At 70.8% G+C, this 13,835-nt stretch carries 9 protein-coding genes and 1 tRNA gene; 2 read left to right on the top strand and 8 right to left on the bottom strand.

Annotated elements, in window-relative coordinates; genetic code table 11:
- Positions 1-375 precede the first annotated feature (375 nt).
- From rho to ACZ4QV_RS02125, 7 genes are all read right to left on the bottom strand, one after another.
- A complete protein-coding gene (rho, locus tag ACZ4QV_RS02155) occupies positions 376-2,436 on the bottom strand; it encodes a transcription termination factor Rho (RefSeq protein WP_467762487.1) in 2,061 nt (686 codons plus the stop codon).
- Positions 2,437-2,797: 361 nt separating this feature from the next.
- Positions 2,798-3,715 (bottom strand): homoserine kinase, encoded by a 918-nt coding sequence (gene thrB, locus ACZ4QV_RS02150; RefSeq protein WP_361146492.1) that lies wholly within the window; start codon positions 3,713-3,715, stop codon positions 2,798-2,800.
- Positions 3,716-4,092: 377 nt separating this feature from the next.
- Positions 4,093-5,169: a threonine synthase gene (thrC, locus tag ACZ4QV_RS02145; protein ID WP_361146495.1), complete on the bottom strand. Its 1,077-nt coding sequence runs from the start codon at positions 5,167-5,169 to the stop codon at positions 4,093-4,095.
- A gap of 8 nt (positions 5,170-5,177) precedes the next feature.
- Positions 5,178-6,506, bottom strand: coding sequence for a homoserine dehydrogenase (locus ACZ4QV_RS02140; protein ID WP_361146498.1), 1,329 nt, complete (start codon positions 6,504-6,506; stop codon positions 5,178-5,180).
- A 253-nt stretch (positions 6,507-6,759) separates the two neighbouring features.
- Positions 6,760-8,151: a diaminopimelate decarboxylase gene (gene lysA, locus ACZ4QV_RS02135; RefSeq protein WP_361146501.1), complete on the bottom strand. Its 1,392-nt coding sequence runs from the start codon at positions 8,149-8,151 to the stop codon at positions 6,760-6,762.
- Between the two features lie 128 nt (positions 8,152-8,279).
- Positions 8,280-9,524 (bottom strand): ArgS-related anticodon-binding protein NrtL, encoded by a 1,245-nt coding sequence (gene nrtL / locus ACZ4QV_RS02130; protein ID WP_361634192.1) that lies wholly within the window; start codon positions 9,522-9,524, stop codon positions 8,280-8,282.
- Positions 9,525-9,620: 96 nt separating this feature from the next.
- The gene (locus tag ACZ4QV_RS02125) at positions 9,621-10,124 is read right to left on the bottom strand and encodes a response regulator (protein ID WP_361146506.1); all 504 of its coding nucleotides are present in this window, start codon (positions 10,122-10,124) and stop codon (positions 9,621-9,623) included.
- Between the two features lie 191 nt (positions 10,125-10,315).
- On the opposite strand from ACZ4QV_RS02125, the gene ACZ4QV_RS02120 reads away from it, so the two are divergent.
- Positions 10,316-10,387 (top strand) — tRNA-Arg (locus ACZ4QV_RS02120).
- A gap of 355 nt (positions 10,388-10,742) precedes the next feature.
- On the opposite strand, the gene ACZ4QV_RS02115 is transcribed toward ACZ4QV_RS02120, so the two are convergent.
- The gene (locus ACZ4QV_RS02115) at positions 10,743-11,966 is read right to left on the bottom strand and encodes a hypothetical protein (RefSeq protein ID WP_361634195.1); all 1,224 of its coding nucleotides are present in this window, start codon (positions 11,964-11,966) and stop codon (positions 10,743-10,745) included.
- A gap of 424 nt (positions 11,967-12,390) precedes the next feature.
- Here ACZ4QV_RS02115 and ACZ4QV_RS02110 point away from each other — a divergent pair, with 424 nt between their 5' ends.
- The gene (locus tag ACZ4QV_RS02110) at positions 12,391-13,752 is read left to right on the top strand and encodes a serine/threonine-protein kinase (protein ID WP_361634198.1); all 1,362 of its coding nucleotides are present in this window, start codon (positions 12,391-12,393) and stop codon (positions 13,750-13,752) included.
- Positions 13,753-13,835 lie beyond the last annotated feature (83 nt).

The following is a 13,835-nucleotide window of genomic DNA, read 5'->3' as shown; positions in this document are numbered from 1 at the left end:
AGTCCTCGTTCTCTCGGCTGCCCCTCGCCGCCACCGTTCAGCCTCCGGCCACGGTTTGTTGCTCCTTGAAAGACGGGGGGCAGACCGGAAGGGTTGCACAACGGGATTGAGAGCCATTCTTAGAAACCGGCCCGCCCGCACTCCGGCCAAAAGTCGACTTTTACCGGGGTGACCAGGGCTTTCGCCCGGAGGCGGAAAGCGGAGTGACGGCCTCCGGGAGCGCCGCGCGTGTGCGCAAGGCAACAATCTGCGGGTTTCCGCCGACAGCACGAAGCCCTCCCGGTCACCGATGTGACCGGGAGGGCTCAGCCGTGCGGCTACGGCCGTGTCCGGCGCCGTTACGGGCGCCGGCGGGCCGTTCGTACGGGGCCGGCGTCAGTCGTTGCCGTTGCCGTTGCCCATACCGGGCGTCGTCTTCTGGATCTGGAGCAGGAACTCCGCGTTGGACTTCGTCTGCTTCATCTTGTCCAGCAGCAGCTCGATGGCCTGCTGCTGGTCCAGGGCGTGCAGCACCCGGCGCAGCTTCCAGACGACGGCCAGCTCGTCGCTGCCCATCAGGATCTCTTCCTTACGGGTGCTGGACGCGTCCACGTCCACCGCCGGGAAGATGCGCTTGTCCGAGAGCTTCCGGTCGAGCTTGAGCTCCATGTTGCCGGTGCCCTTGAACTCCTCGAAGATCACCTCGTCCATCCGCGAGCCGGTCTCGACCAGCGCGGTGGCCAGGATGGTCAGCGAGCCGCCGTCCTCGATGTTGCGCGCGGCGCCGAAGAACTTCTTCGGCGGGTACAGCGCGGTCGAGTCGACACCGCCGGACAGGATGCGGCCCGACGCCGGGGCGGCGAGGTTGTATGCACGGCCCAGACGGGTGATGGAGTCCAGCAGGACGACCACGTCGTGGCCCAGCTCCACCAGCCGCTTGGCGCGCTCGATGGCCAGCTCGGCGACGGTGGTGTGGTCCTCGGCCGGGCGGTCGAAGGTCGAGGAGATGACCTCGCCCTTGACCGACCGCTGCATGTCGGTGACCTCTTCCGGACGCTCGTCGACCAGGACGACCATCAGGTGGCACTCGGGGCTGTTGCGGGTGATCGAGTTGGCGATCGCCTGCATGATCATGGTCTTGCCGGTCTTCGGCGGCGCCACGATCAGACCGCGCTGGCCCTTGCCGATCGGCGCGACCAGGTCGATGATGCGCGGCGTCAGCGCGCCGGGCTCACCTTCCAGGCGCAGCCGCTCCTGCGGGTAAAGGGGCGTCAGCTTGCCGAACTCCGGGCGGCCGCGGCCCTGTTCGGGCGAGACGCTGTTGACGGTGTCCAGGCGCACCAGCGCGTTGAACTTCTCGCGGCGCTCGCCCTCGCGGGGCTGGCGGACCGCGCCGGTGACGTGGTCACCCTTGCGCAGACCGTTCTTGCGGACCTGGGCGAGCGAGACGTACACGTCGTTCGGGCCGGGCAGGTAGCCGGAGGTCCGGATGAACGCGTAGTTGTCGAGGATGTCGAGGATGCCCGCGACGGGGATCAGCACGTCGTCCTCGGACACCTGCGGCTCGTTGCCGAAGCCCTCGTCGCGGCCACGGCGGCCACGGCGGTCCCGGTAACGGCCGCGGCGCCCGCGGCGCCCGCCCTCGAAGTCGTCGCCGTCCTCGTCGGCCCGGCGGTTGTCGCGCTGGCGGTTGCCGCCGCCCTGCTGGTTGCCGCCGTCACCGTCGTTGTTCTTGTTGCGGCGGTCGCGCTGGCCGCGTTCGCCCCGCTCCCCGCGCTCGCCCCGCTCACCGCGGTTCTGGCGGTCGCCCTTCTGGCCGCGGTCCTGGCGGTCCCCGCGGTCCTGGCGGTCGCCCTTGCCCTGGCGGCCCTCGGCGTTGTCCGCCGCGGCCTCGGCCTTGGCGTCCTCGCGCCGGTCGGTGCGGGTGTCGGCCTTCGCCTCGGCCTTGCCCTCGGCCTTCGCCTCACCGGCGCCGTCGGGGCTGCCCGCGGCGGCGGTGGCGCGGCGCCGGCGGCGCTCGCCGGCCGGCTGCTCGTCGCTGGGCTGGCCCGGGATGTCGATCTGCTGCTGGCCGGCGCCCTTGTCGGCGGTGGCCTTGTCGTCCGCCTTGCCCGCGGCCTTGGCGTCGCCGTCCTCGCCCGTACGGGCCTTGGAGGTCGCCCGGCGCTTGGGCTTGGTCTCGGTCTCTGCGGGCGCGTCGCCCTTGGCGGCGGCGGCGCCGGAACCGGAGCCGGCGGCCTGCTTCTCCTTGATGACCTCGATCAGCTGGCTCTTGCGCATCCGCGCGGTGCCCTTGATACCGAGGCTGGAGGCGACCTGCTGCAGCTCTGCCAGGACCATGCCGTCCAGGCCGGTGCCGGAACGGCGGCGCCGCGCAGGCGCGGCGGGAGCGTCCGTGGCGGGCGCGGTGGCACTGCCATCGGTGCGTACGCCCATCAGATCGGTGGTGTCGCTCACGAAGGGTCCTTCCCTGGAGCGGGCGTCGGCCTGTCTGGCTCGGCGACCGGTTGTGCTGTCCGGCTGCGGTCCCGTACTCGCGGACCTGGCCGGGGCGGTGGTCCCGCCGGAAATGGCGGAGAGATCAGTTCATGGTTCCGGCGCGAGGAGATGTCTGTGACTCATGTCCGTCACGCCGATTCCGGAGCGTGCTCGCTTCTGCTCAGGCAACTGCTCCAAGCAGTTTGGGAGGCTCCCGGAAGAAAGGTGGTCCCGATGGGGGACACGGAGTACCGCGCCGCAGAGGCGTCACGTACTCACTTGAGGTTAACACTACCGGATCCAACAAACATTCCCCCTCTCGAAGACCGGCAATCGTCGATCACCCGGCGAGCGGCAGCACCGAGGTGCCCGCCGCGTCGAGGGCCAGCCGGTTGGCCGCCCACCCCTCGCCCGCGAGGCCGGCGACCTTGTCGGCCGCGTCCTCCTGGACCAGCGCGAGGACCGTCGGGCCCGCGCCGGAGACGACCGCGGGGACGCCGTCCGCCCGCAGTCGGTTCACCAGGGCCACGCTCTCGGGCATCGCGGGAGCACGGTACTCCTGGTGAAGTCGGTCCTCGGTCGCGGCCAGCAGCAGCTCGGGGCGCCTGGTCAGGGCCTCGACGAGCAGTGCGGCGCGGCCGGCGTTGGCCGCCGCGTCCACGTGCGGGACGGTCCGCGGCAGCAGGCCCCGCGCGGTCTCGGTGAGCACCGGCTTGCCCGGTACGAAGACCACCGGAACGATGGAATCGGCGGGATCCATCCTGATCGCGCGCGCCGATCCGGTATCGGTCCAGGCCAGCGTGAAGCCGCCGAGCAGGCAGGCGGCGACGTTGTCCGGATGTCCCTCGATCTCGGTGGCCAGTTCCAGCAGCGCCGCGTCGTCCAGCTTCTGTTCGGCGCCTATGGTCACCGCGCGGGCGGCCATGATGCCCGCGCAGATGGCGGCGGAGGAGGAGCCCAGGCCGCGGCCGTGCGGGATGCGGTTGGCGCAGACGATCTCCAGGCCGCGCGGCTGCCCGCCGAGCAGGTCGAAGGCGGCGCGCAGGGACCGTACGAGCAGGTGGCTCTCGTCGCGCGGCAGGGTCTCGGCGCCCTCGCCCGCGATGTCGACGTGCAGGCCGGAGTCGGCCACCCGCACCACGACGTCGTCGTACAGGCCCAGGGACAGCCCGAGGGCGTCGAAGCCGGGACCGAGATTGGCGCTGGTCGCGGGGGTGCGCACCCGGACGGCGGCGGCGCGGAACGCTGGACCGGCCATCGCTCGATGACTCTCCTTGATGTGATGCTGCGGCACTGCCCCGGAGCGCCGCGGCACCTGGGTGCCCGGCCGGCTCGTGGGGACCGTTCTGACCTGCCCTGCACACCACTGCGACATGCCGTGGGGAGGGGAGTTGGCTGCCAGCCTATCGAAGGAAGGTTCTGTGGCGACATAGGGCGCACAGGAGGCGCACGATGCGTGTCGCGCGCTGCCCACGGCCCAGGGCCGCCTTTGCAGCCTTTGCAGGGTTTGCTGCGTCCGAGGTTACGGGGTTCCTGCGGGCTCCGTAACCCCTTTTCGCGCGGTGTCGCACGTTCGGGGCGCGCAGCCGGCCGCGGGGAACCGCGGCCGGCTGCGTCGCATCCTTCGGGGGCGTACTACGCCAGACCGAGGCGCTCGGCCGCGGCGTCCGCGTCGACCGGGACGGTGACCGGCTGCGGGGCGCCCGCGACGGCCCAGTCCGGGTCCTTGAGGCCGTTGCCGGTGACCGTGCAGACGATGCGCTGGCCCGGGTCGACCTTGCCCTCGTCGGCCGCCTTGAGCAGACCGGCCACCGAGGCGGCCGAGGCGGGCTCCACGAAGACACCCTCCTGGGAGGCCAGCAGCCGGTAGGCGGCCAGGATCTGACGGTCGGTCACCTCGTCGATGGCGCCGCCGGACTCGTCCCGGGCGCGCTCGGCGAACTGCCAGGAGGCGGGGTTGCCGATCCGGATGGCCGTCGCGATCGTGTGCGGATCCTTGACGACTTCGCCACGTACGATCGGCGCGCTGCCGGACGCCTGGAAGCCCCACATGCGCGGGGTGCGCGCGGCGATGCCGTCGGCGGCGTACTCCTGGTACCCCTTCCAGTACGCGGTGATGTTGCCCGCGTTGCCGACCGGCAGCACATGGAGGTCCGGCGCGTCGCCCAGCATGTCGACGATCTCGAAGGCGGCGGTCTTCTGGCCCTCGATCCGTACCGGGTTGACGGAGTTCACAAGTGCGACGGGGTACCGCTCGGAGAGGCCGCGGGCCAGCGTCAGACAGTCGTCGAAATTCCCGTCGACCTGGAGGATCTTGGCGCCGTGCACCAGCGCCTGGCCCATCTTGCCGAGCGCGATCTTGCCCTGCGGGACGAGAACGGCGCACACCATCCCGGCCCGTACGGCGTACGCGGCGGCCGAGGCGGAGGTGTTGCCGGTGGAGGCGCAGATGACGGCCTTCGCGCCTTCCTCCTTCGCCCGGGTGATGGCCATCGTCATGCCGCGGTCCTTGAAGGACCCGGTGGGGTTGGCGCCCTCTACCTTGAGATGCACCTCACAGCCCGTGCGCTCGGAGAGCACCTGGGCGGGCACCAGCGGCGTACCGCCCTCACGGAGCGTGACGACCTCGGTGGACTCGCCGACCGGCAGCCGGTCCCGGTACTCCTCGATGATTCCGCGCCACTGACGGCTCGCGGTGGAAATGGCAGACATGGGTTCCTTTACTCCCCTTCGACCCGCATGATGCTGGCGACGCCCCGGACGGTGTCCAGGTCGCGCAGCGCGCCGACGGTCGACGACAGGGCGGCGTCGGCCGCCCGGTGCGTGACGACGACGAGGGACGCCTCTCCCCCGTCGACGGTCTCTCCGGAGCGGGCGGCACCCCCGTCCTTGCTCTGCTGGCGGACCGTGTCGATGGACACGCCGTGCTCGGCGAAGACCGTGGCGACCTGGGCGAGCACACCGGGCTTGTCGGCCACGTCCAGGCTGATGTGGTAGCGGGTGACCACGTCACCCATGGGGCCGACCGGCAGTTGCGTGTACGCGGACTCGCCCGGCCCGGTGGTCTCGGCCAGCTTGTTGCGGCAGACCGCCACCAGGTCACCGAGGACCGCGGAGGCGGTCGGCGAGCCGCCCGCGCCGGGGCCGTAGAACATCAGCTGGCCGGCGGCCTCGGACTCGACGAACACCGCGTTGTACGCCTCGCGCACGGAGGCCAGCGGGTGGGTCAGCGGAATCATCGCCGGGTGCACGCGCGCGGTGACCGAAGCCCCGTCGGCGGCCCGCTCGCAGATCGCGAGCAGCTTGACCGTGCAGCCCATCCGCTTGGCGGAGGCGATGTCGGAGGCGGTGACCTCGGTCAGCCCCTCGCGGTGCACGTCGTCGATGGTCACCCGGGTGTGGAAGGCGATACCGGCCAGGATGGCGGCCTTGGCGGCCGCGTCGAAGCCCTCGACGTCGGCCGTCGGGTCGGCCTCCGCGTACCCGAGCGCCGTGGCCTCGTCCAGCGCCTCGGAGTACCCCGCCCCCGTGCTGTCCATCTTGTCCAGGATGAAGTTCGTCGTCCCGTTGACGATGCCCAGCACCCGGTTGACCTTGTCGCCGGCCAGCGACTCGCGCAGCGGCCGGACCAGCGGGATCGCGCCGGCCACGGCGGCCTCGTAGTACAGGTCCGCGCCGTTGGCCTCGGCGGCGGCGTGCAGCGCGGCACCGTCCGCCGCGACCAGCGCCTTGTTGGCCGACACCACGCTGGCGCCGTGCTCGAACGCGGTGGTGATCAGCGTACGGGCGGGCTCGATGCCACCGATGACCTCGACGACCACGTCGATGTCGTCCCGTTTGACCAGCTCTTTCGCGTCCGTGGTGATCAGCTCGGCGGGAATGCCCGCGCGTACCCGGTCCGGGCGGCGCACCGCGATACCGGCCAGCTCGACCGGCGCGCCGATGCGGGCCGTGAGGTCGTCGGCGTGCGTCGTCATGATGCGCGCCACCTCTGAGCCGACCACTCCACAGCCCAGCAGCGCCACCTTCAGCGGACGCGTACGCATCATTCCGACCTCTTTCGCTTTCCCTGCTCGGTCTGCACCAGTCTCACGCACCGGACCGGGAATTCCGGCCCCGGTCCGGATGCCGAGACATCTGTTCCACCATTGTCGGTCACCCGGCGGGTACGTCCGCCACCGGGCGGCGGGCGGTTCGCGGGCGGGGCGGGCGGGGGCCGTCGGCGCCGGGCGGGCGGGGGAAGCTCCCGCCGCTCCCCGCTACCCGCCGCACGTCCTCCGCGGCCTGCCCGCCGTACCGTCCTCACCCGACGTCGAGACGCAGCAGGTCCTCCTCCGTCTCACGCCGGACGATGACCCGTCCTTCGCCCGCCCGCACCGCGACCACCGGCGGACGCAGCGCGTGGTTGTAGTTGCTCGCCATCGACCGGCAGTACGCACCGGTCGCGGGCACGGCGAGCAGGTCGCCGGGGGCCACGTCGGCGGGCAGGAACGCGTCCCGTACGACGATGTCGCCGCTCTCGCAGTGCTTGCCGACCACCCGCGAGAGCATCGGCGGCGCGTCCGAGGCGCGCGAGGCCAGCGCCACGCTGTACTCGGCGTCGTACAGGGCCGTACGGATGTTGTCCGACATGCCACCGTCGACGGAGACGTAGGTGCGCAGCCCGTCCAGCTCCTTGACCGTGCCCACCTCGTACAGGGTAAAGGCGGTCGGCCCGACGATGGCGCGGCCCGGCTCCACCGACAGGCGCGGCACGCCGAGCCCGGCCGCCGCGCACTCCCGCGTCACGATGTCGCCCAGCGCCTTCGCGATCTCGTGCGGCTCGCGCGGGTCGTCGTCCGAGGTGTACGCGATGCCGAGCCCGCCTCCCAGGTCGATCTCCGGCAGCTCGACGCCGTGCTCGTCCCGTACCTCGGTCAGCAGCTGCACCACGCGCCGTGCCGACACCTCGAAACCGGCCATGTCGAAGATCTGCGACCCGATGTGCGAGTGGATGCCGGTCAGCTCCAGGCCGTCCAGCTTCAGCACCCGCCGTACGGCCTCCGCGGCCTGCCCACCGGCCAGCGCGATCCCGAACTTCTGGTCCTCGTGCGCGGTGGCGATGAACTCGTGCGTATGGGCCTCCACGCCCACCGTCACCCGGATCTGCACCCGCTGCCGCTTGCCCAGCCGGTCCGCGACGTGCGCCACCCGCACGATCTCCTGGAAGGAGTCGAGCACGATCCGCCCGACCCCCGCCTCCACGGCTCGGGTGATCTCCCCGATGCTCTTGTTGTTCCCGTGCAGCGCGATCCGCTCGGCCGGCATCCCCGCCGCGAGCGCCGTGGCCAGCTCCCCGCCACTGCACACGTCGAGATTCATCCCTTCTTCCGCCAGCCACCGCACCACGGCCCGCGAGAGGAAGGCCTTCCCGGCGTAGAAGACGTCCGCCCCCTCCCCGAAGGCCTCCTTCCAGGCCCGGCACCGGCCCCGGAAGTCGTCCTCGTCCAGGAAGTAGGCAGGCGTCCCGAACTCTTCGGCGAGCGCGGTCACGTCCACCCCGCCCACGGTGACCACCCCGTCGGCGGAGCGCTCGACCGTACGGGACCACACCCGCGGGTCGAGGCTGTTGAGGTCGGTGGGCGGAGCGGTGTAGTGCCCCTCGGGCAGCACGTCACCGTGACGGGGTCCTGCGGGGTGTGCGGAGCGGCTCATGGCGTGGAGGTTCCCCTCGGGTACGGGTGTGGCGTCGCCGCGCGTACGGCGCCGCCGGATGGATCACAGACGTTCGGGCGGTCGCGGACGGCCGGGACGGTCGTGGACGGTCTCGGCCGATCGCTTCGTCACAGTCGTTCGGGCGTGGAGATGCCGAGCAGGTGCAGGCCGTTGGCGAGCACCGTTCCGACGGCTTCGGCGAGGGCCAGCCGGGCACGGTGCACGGCCGAGGGTTTCTCCTCCCCGACGGGCAGCGGCGGACACACGTCATGACATCGCAGCCAGGCGTCGGCGGTCACTTCCAGATGCCGCGCGACCCGATCGGGCGCCCGGTGCCGCGCGGCGGCCTCGACGACGCCGGGGTACTCGGCAAGCGCAGCCCAGACTTCCCGGACCTCCCGGACACCCCATCCGCCCGCGACGCCCCCCACGTCCCCCGGCTCGGCCGCGAAGCCCAACTCCCGGGCGTTACGCGTCATCGCACACGTACGCGCATACGCGTACTGCACCCGGAACCGCCCGTTGCTCTCCCGCTGCACCGGCTTTTCGGGAAGCCGCACCACATCGTGCTGCGCGGCCCGCAACAGCACCCAGCGGGCTTCGTCGGGGCCCAGGCGGGCGGTCAGGGCGCGCCATTCCCGGGGGGCGGCAGCGGAGGCGTCAGCGGCAGCGGACGCCTCCGGAACCCCCGCAGCCTCCGCGGTGCCCACAATCCCCACGTACGAGAAGCCCCCCTCGAAAGCCGTGCCCACAACTCCCGCGTACGAGGAGTCCTCCTCGGAAGCCGTGCCCACAACCCCCGCGTACGAGGAGCCCCCCTCGAAAGAGACCTCCACCGGCCGGGGGCGAATCACCTCGACCCGCGGCTCCCCCACCTCAGCCCCGCCCCGGCCCTCCACGCCCCCCGCGAGCAGAATCCGCCCCAACGCCTCGACCACCACCGCGGCCCGCACTCCCCTCGCAGCCCGCAAAGCCACCGCCGTACCCCCGGCCCCCGGTGCCGGCGACTCCCCCCGCTCGCCCCGCTCCCCCATCTCTCCCCGCTCCCGCACGCTCCACACGAGCGCGGCGCGGGCGGGCCCGGTCAACGTCACGTTCAAGAATCCGGCCCCGGCGATCTCCACTCCCGCGATCCCGGGCACCCCCACCAACCGCCGCCGCAGCACCTCCGCCACCTCGCGCGGTGGGCGCCCGGCGTCCTTGGCGATCTTCAGCGCGATATTGCACGCGAGATCGGTCTCGCCGCCCCCGCCTTCCCCCGGCATGGGCGCACGCACGACAACCCGCTCCGGAACCGTCACGGAGAGTTCCCCGGCGGCCACAGCGCCACGTACGGCGCGCAGGACGGCGCGGGAGAAGTCAGCGGGGGTCACATCCCCAGCGTATGGGAGAAACGGTCCCCCACCGCCACCACGTTTCACCCACCGGACACCCCGGCGGCCCCACACCCTCCGTCACCGTCCGGCCCCTCAGCCGGCCGGCCGCACCACCGACTCCGCATCCCCACCGGCATCGGCCTCGGTCTCGGCCTCGACATCCACCTCTCCGCCCACCTCACCCTCCGCCTCATCCGCCCCCTCGGCCCCCGGCTCCTCCCCTCCGCGACTCATCAGCCGCCGCACCGTACGCACGAGGTCCATGGGCTCGAACGGCTTCGCCAGGAACGCGTCCACCCCCGCCGCCTGCCCGCTCTCCACCTCCGCCGGCGTACACCCGGAGACCACGGCGAGCGGAATCCCCCGCGTCCGCGGATCGGCGCGCAGCCGCGCCGCCGTCTGCAACCCGTCGAGCCGGGGCATCACCACATCGAGCGTCACCACATCCGGCGCGACCCGATGCACGATGTCCAGGCACTCGGCACCATCAGCCGCGGTCACGACCTCGAAGCCCTCCAGCTCGAGATTGACCCTGATCAACTGCCGGATGACCTTGTTGTCGTCGACCACAAGGACCCGGCCGGACAAGCCAGGCACACCTTGAGACTAGGTGCGCGCCTCCGGCTGCGTCCGGGTTTTCCCCACTTCCGCCCCCGTGCGAGGGACCTTTCCCCGACCACCTCCACCCCCACTCCCCCATGCGATACGCCACCCTCCCCCAACCCGTTCATGAACACCCCGTCGGAGCTGGTAGTGTTCTACCCGTCGCCGCAAGCAGCGGCCGACACGCCCCCGTAGCTCAGGGGATAGAGCAACGGCCTCCGGAGCCGTGTGCGCAGGTTCGAATCCTGCCGGGGGCACCGGAAATCAAGGCCCTGACCAGCGGAAACGCCGGTCAGGGCCTTTCTTGTGCATGGCAAAACAGACACGGCTTCACCATGTGCGTTTGACGTCCATCAGGCTGCTGACCAGGCACTTTGCTACGCCAGCGCGGAAGAGCCACAGAGTTTCCGTCCCGCATGCAAAGCAGCGAGAACATGTGCGGGCTATACGTGGGACGAAAGGCTGCGTCGGCCCAGTCAGAGCCCTTGAACGCCAAGCTCGCGTCCCGCTGACCTGCTACTTCCCTGACAGGCTTGTCGTTTGATGCAACGGAGCACGCCTTTCACGCACGCCGCAGCTGCCAGAGGGTGGCCAACTGGCCAACTGGCCAACTCAGGACACTGTGCTGCGCCCGTCCGGGTCCCACGTCGCCAAGAGCACGGGAGCCGGCGCCGCCCAGTTCTCCGCACCCTCGATCAGGTCGACGGCCTTCATCGAGCTCTCTGCCGCGAGGAGCTGGTCGCCGATGCCCTGGGGAACCCACAGGGCGGCAGTACCCCGGAACCAGTCCACGGCGACCTGATACACCGCGACGACCGCCAACTCCCACAGCGTCAACGGCTCGCACACGACCTCTCCGTGCGGTGCCCGACCCCGCGCAGGTATCCGCACCGCGATCAGACGCCACGGATGTCCGGCCGACTGCTCGACCGCAGCGAGGCCGGCACGCTGGGCCCAGGCAGCAGTCAGCTTCGCCAGCGACTCCTCGGCCTCCTCCCGGCCCCTTCTGCGGCGCCCAAGAGCCGCGTGCAGTTCCCCAAGGGCCGCCGACGCAGCATCGACAAGTGGCTTGGCGTCCCACCTGGCACGAGCACACCACGCTCGCCATACCCTCCCCAGCACCTCAGACGCTTCGCTGCCGAAGTCTTCGAAGGCGACATCCGGCGTCAACACAGGCGCGGACAGGGCGGAGATCGCCGCTCCGTCGGCGAGCGCCCGAGGAATGCAGATCCCCGCCAACCGAAGCCTCTGCCGCTCGGCTCGCTCCGCGAGTTCCGCCAACCTGATCTCAGCCCAGGGACGCAGCCAAGGGCACGTCGCCAGCCCCTCACCAGCCGTAATCAGCCGATTCTGCGTGTCCCGCCACAAAGTCAGCAGATCCCCCCTGAGCGCCCTGGCCTGCTCATAGCGCTCCCACGCAGCCTCATCGCCCTCGTTCTGCGGGTATTCACCCCGCGATAGCAGACACGCCGCCTCAGAGACCTCGGCTTCCCCCGGACACCCCTCGCCCATCTCCTCCTCGTCGGGCCTCAGCCGCGCCACGGCGTCGAGCGCGTCGAGAAAGACCGGCCAGCGCCCGTCATCAGGCACCGCCCAGCGGCAGCTCCAGTTCTTGCAGAGCCGCGCCAACGAGGAGGCGTCAAGGGCGAAGTCGACGACCCGCACGCCGGATGCCTTGCGCAGTTGCGGACATTCTTCGACAGCGTGAAGGAGTCCGGTATCGGAAACCGCGGTATACCCCGAGAAACGCATGCCCTCGAAGGGGCCCAGCGGTGTACCCACCTCGATACAACGGCCCAGCACGACAGACAGCGTTCCGGCCTCTGGCATAGACATGACACTGACACTAATCGACGGCACCACACCTGTGAGGTTCGGCCGCTGCGCGGGAGAACTTCAGGTCGCATGGTTTCCGAATTCGTCGACGCACCTCCCGCGACCGAAGACAGAGATGCGGGCCCGACAGGTGACCTTAAACGCCACCACCGTTCGCCCCAGACAAAAAGCGGAGATACAGGACCGTCGGCAGCCACCCCGAGTCGACGCAGGCTACGCCGACACCTCATCCAAGCGCTGGGCCGGACATCGGTCACGGCCGGCAACAGGCGATCTCTGTGCAGAGCGTCCGCGCCATTCGCCGCGGCAGAGGGCACAGTTTGCTCGTCATCACATGAACTGATCGACATCCTTCCCTTGGGTCATGGTCTAGCGTGACGATGAATATCCACCCAGCTCGCTCGTCCCGAATGTGAGGCTCCACGTGCACATCGCGCCCCTCAGTCCCGACGACCCGGCCGAGCTGGGTGGATACGAGTTGCTCGGGCGGATCGGGCAGGGCGGTATGGGGCAGGTGTATCTGGGCGAGTCGCCGGGCGGGGAACCGGCTGCTGTGAAGGTGATCAAGCCGTCCGTCGTGGACTCCGAGACCCGGATGAGGTTCGCGCAGGAGGTGGAGATCCTCAAGACGGTCTGGGGGGCCCGGATCGCCGCTCTCCTGGACGCCGACCCGGAGGCGGACCCGCCGTGGCTGGCGACCGAGTATGTCGAGGGGCTGGACCTCAGCAAGCATGTGGGCAGTCATGGTCCGCTCGACGCCCTGCTCACGGCCTCGTTGGGCGCCACGCTCGCGGAGGCGCTGGCGACGGTGCACAAGCAAGGGCTGCTGCACCGTGATCTGAAGCCGGCCAATGTGCTTCTCGGCCCCAACGGCCCCAAGGTGATCGACTTCGGGCTGGCCGTGTTCGCGGAGACCAGTGTGTCGCTGACCGCGGCCAACACGGTCGTCGGCACTCCCTCCTGCATGCCGCCCGAGCAGGCGAACGGCGAGAAGCCGCTGACGTCGGCGGTCGATGTGTACGCGCTGGGCGCCGTGCTGCTGTTCGCCGCCTCGGGGCACCTCCCGTACCGGGCCGATAACATCCATCTCCTGTTCCACCAGGTCGTCGATCCCGCGACCACGCCGGACCTCTCGGGAGTGCCGGAGGAGCTCGTACCGCTGCTGACGGCGATGCTGGCCCACCGCCACCAGGACCGACCCGCACTCGACGACGTCGTACGACAATGCCGGGCGCTGATCGAGAAACGGGGGCTGAAGGTCGCCCAGGCGCGGCGCAAGCTCACGAGCCACACAGCCACTCCGGCCCATGTCCTCGACGAGTTGCTCGCCATGGGACGCCGGCCCGCGTCGGAGGAGGAGTCGGCTCGGGCGCATCCCGGAGCGGGCGAAGCCCCGGATGACGCCGTGCCCGGTGAAGAGCGGCCGGGGGCCTCCACGCCTAGGGCAGCCAGCTATGAACCGGGGGGATTCGACCCCGCGCGCCGGGAGCGCGAGGCGCTCGCCACTTCGATGCCACCCGCCCAGGTGCCACCGCCCGCAGATCCGCACTCGACCTTCGCCCACGGCAAAACCGCCACGTCCCCGCCCGCCGACCCCACGACGGCCGGGCAGCGACCGAAGGAGGAAAAAACGGCGAAATCTGATGGTTTGCGGCCCTCAGCTCGCCCGGCGGCGCGGGGCAACGCCAGCGGTGGCGCCCGACGGCGCTCGCTGCGGCACTCCGCGCAGGCCCGTATCACCGCGCAGCGGTTGCGCGAGGCCTACGCGGCCACCGCACCCTTCTGACCCGCGGGGCCCACGGACCCGCGATAATGGGCAGGCCCCGAAAGGGGGCCTGCCCATGTACGAACAAACCGCCTCAGGAGGCC

This window comes from Streptomyces sp. NPDC026394 (genome assembly GCF_055567735.1).
This window is presented reverse-complemented; position numbering and strand designations above follow the sequence as displayed.

Coding starts and splice junctions, on each gene's coding strand:
- thrC (WP_361146495.1), bottom strand. CDS start 5,169: ATGTCTGCCATTTCCACCGCGAGCCGTCAGTGGCGCGGAATCATCGAG.
- thrB (WP_361146492.1), bottom strand. CDS start 3,715: ATGGCCGGTCCAGCGTTCCGCGCCGCCGCCGTCCGGGTGCGCACCCCC.
- lysA (WP_361146501.1), bottom strand. CDS start 8,151: ATGAGCCGCTCCGCACACCCCGCAGGACCCCGTCACGGTGACGTGCTG.
- ACZ4QV_RS02115 (WP_361634195.1), bottom strand. CDS start 11,966: ATGTCTATGCCAGAGGCCGGAACGCTGTCTGTCGTGCTGGGCCGTTGT.
- ACZ4QV_RS02140 (WP_361146498.1), bottom strand. CDS start 6,506: ATGATGCGTACGCGTCCGCTGAAGGTGGCGCTGCTGGGCTGTGGAGTG.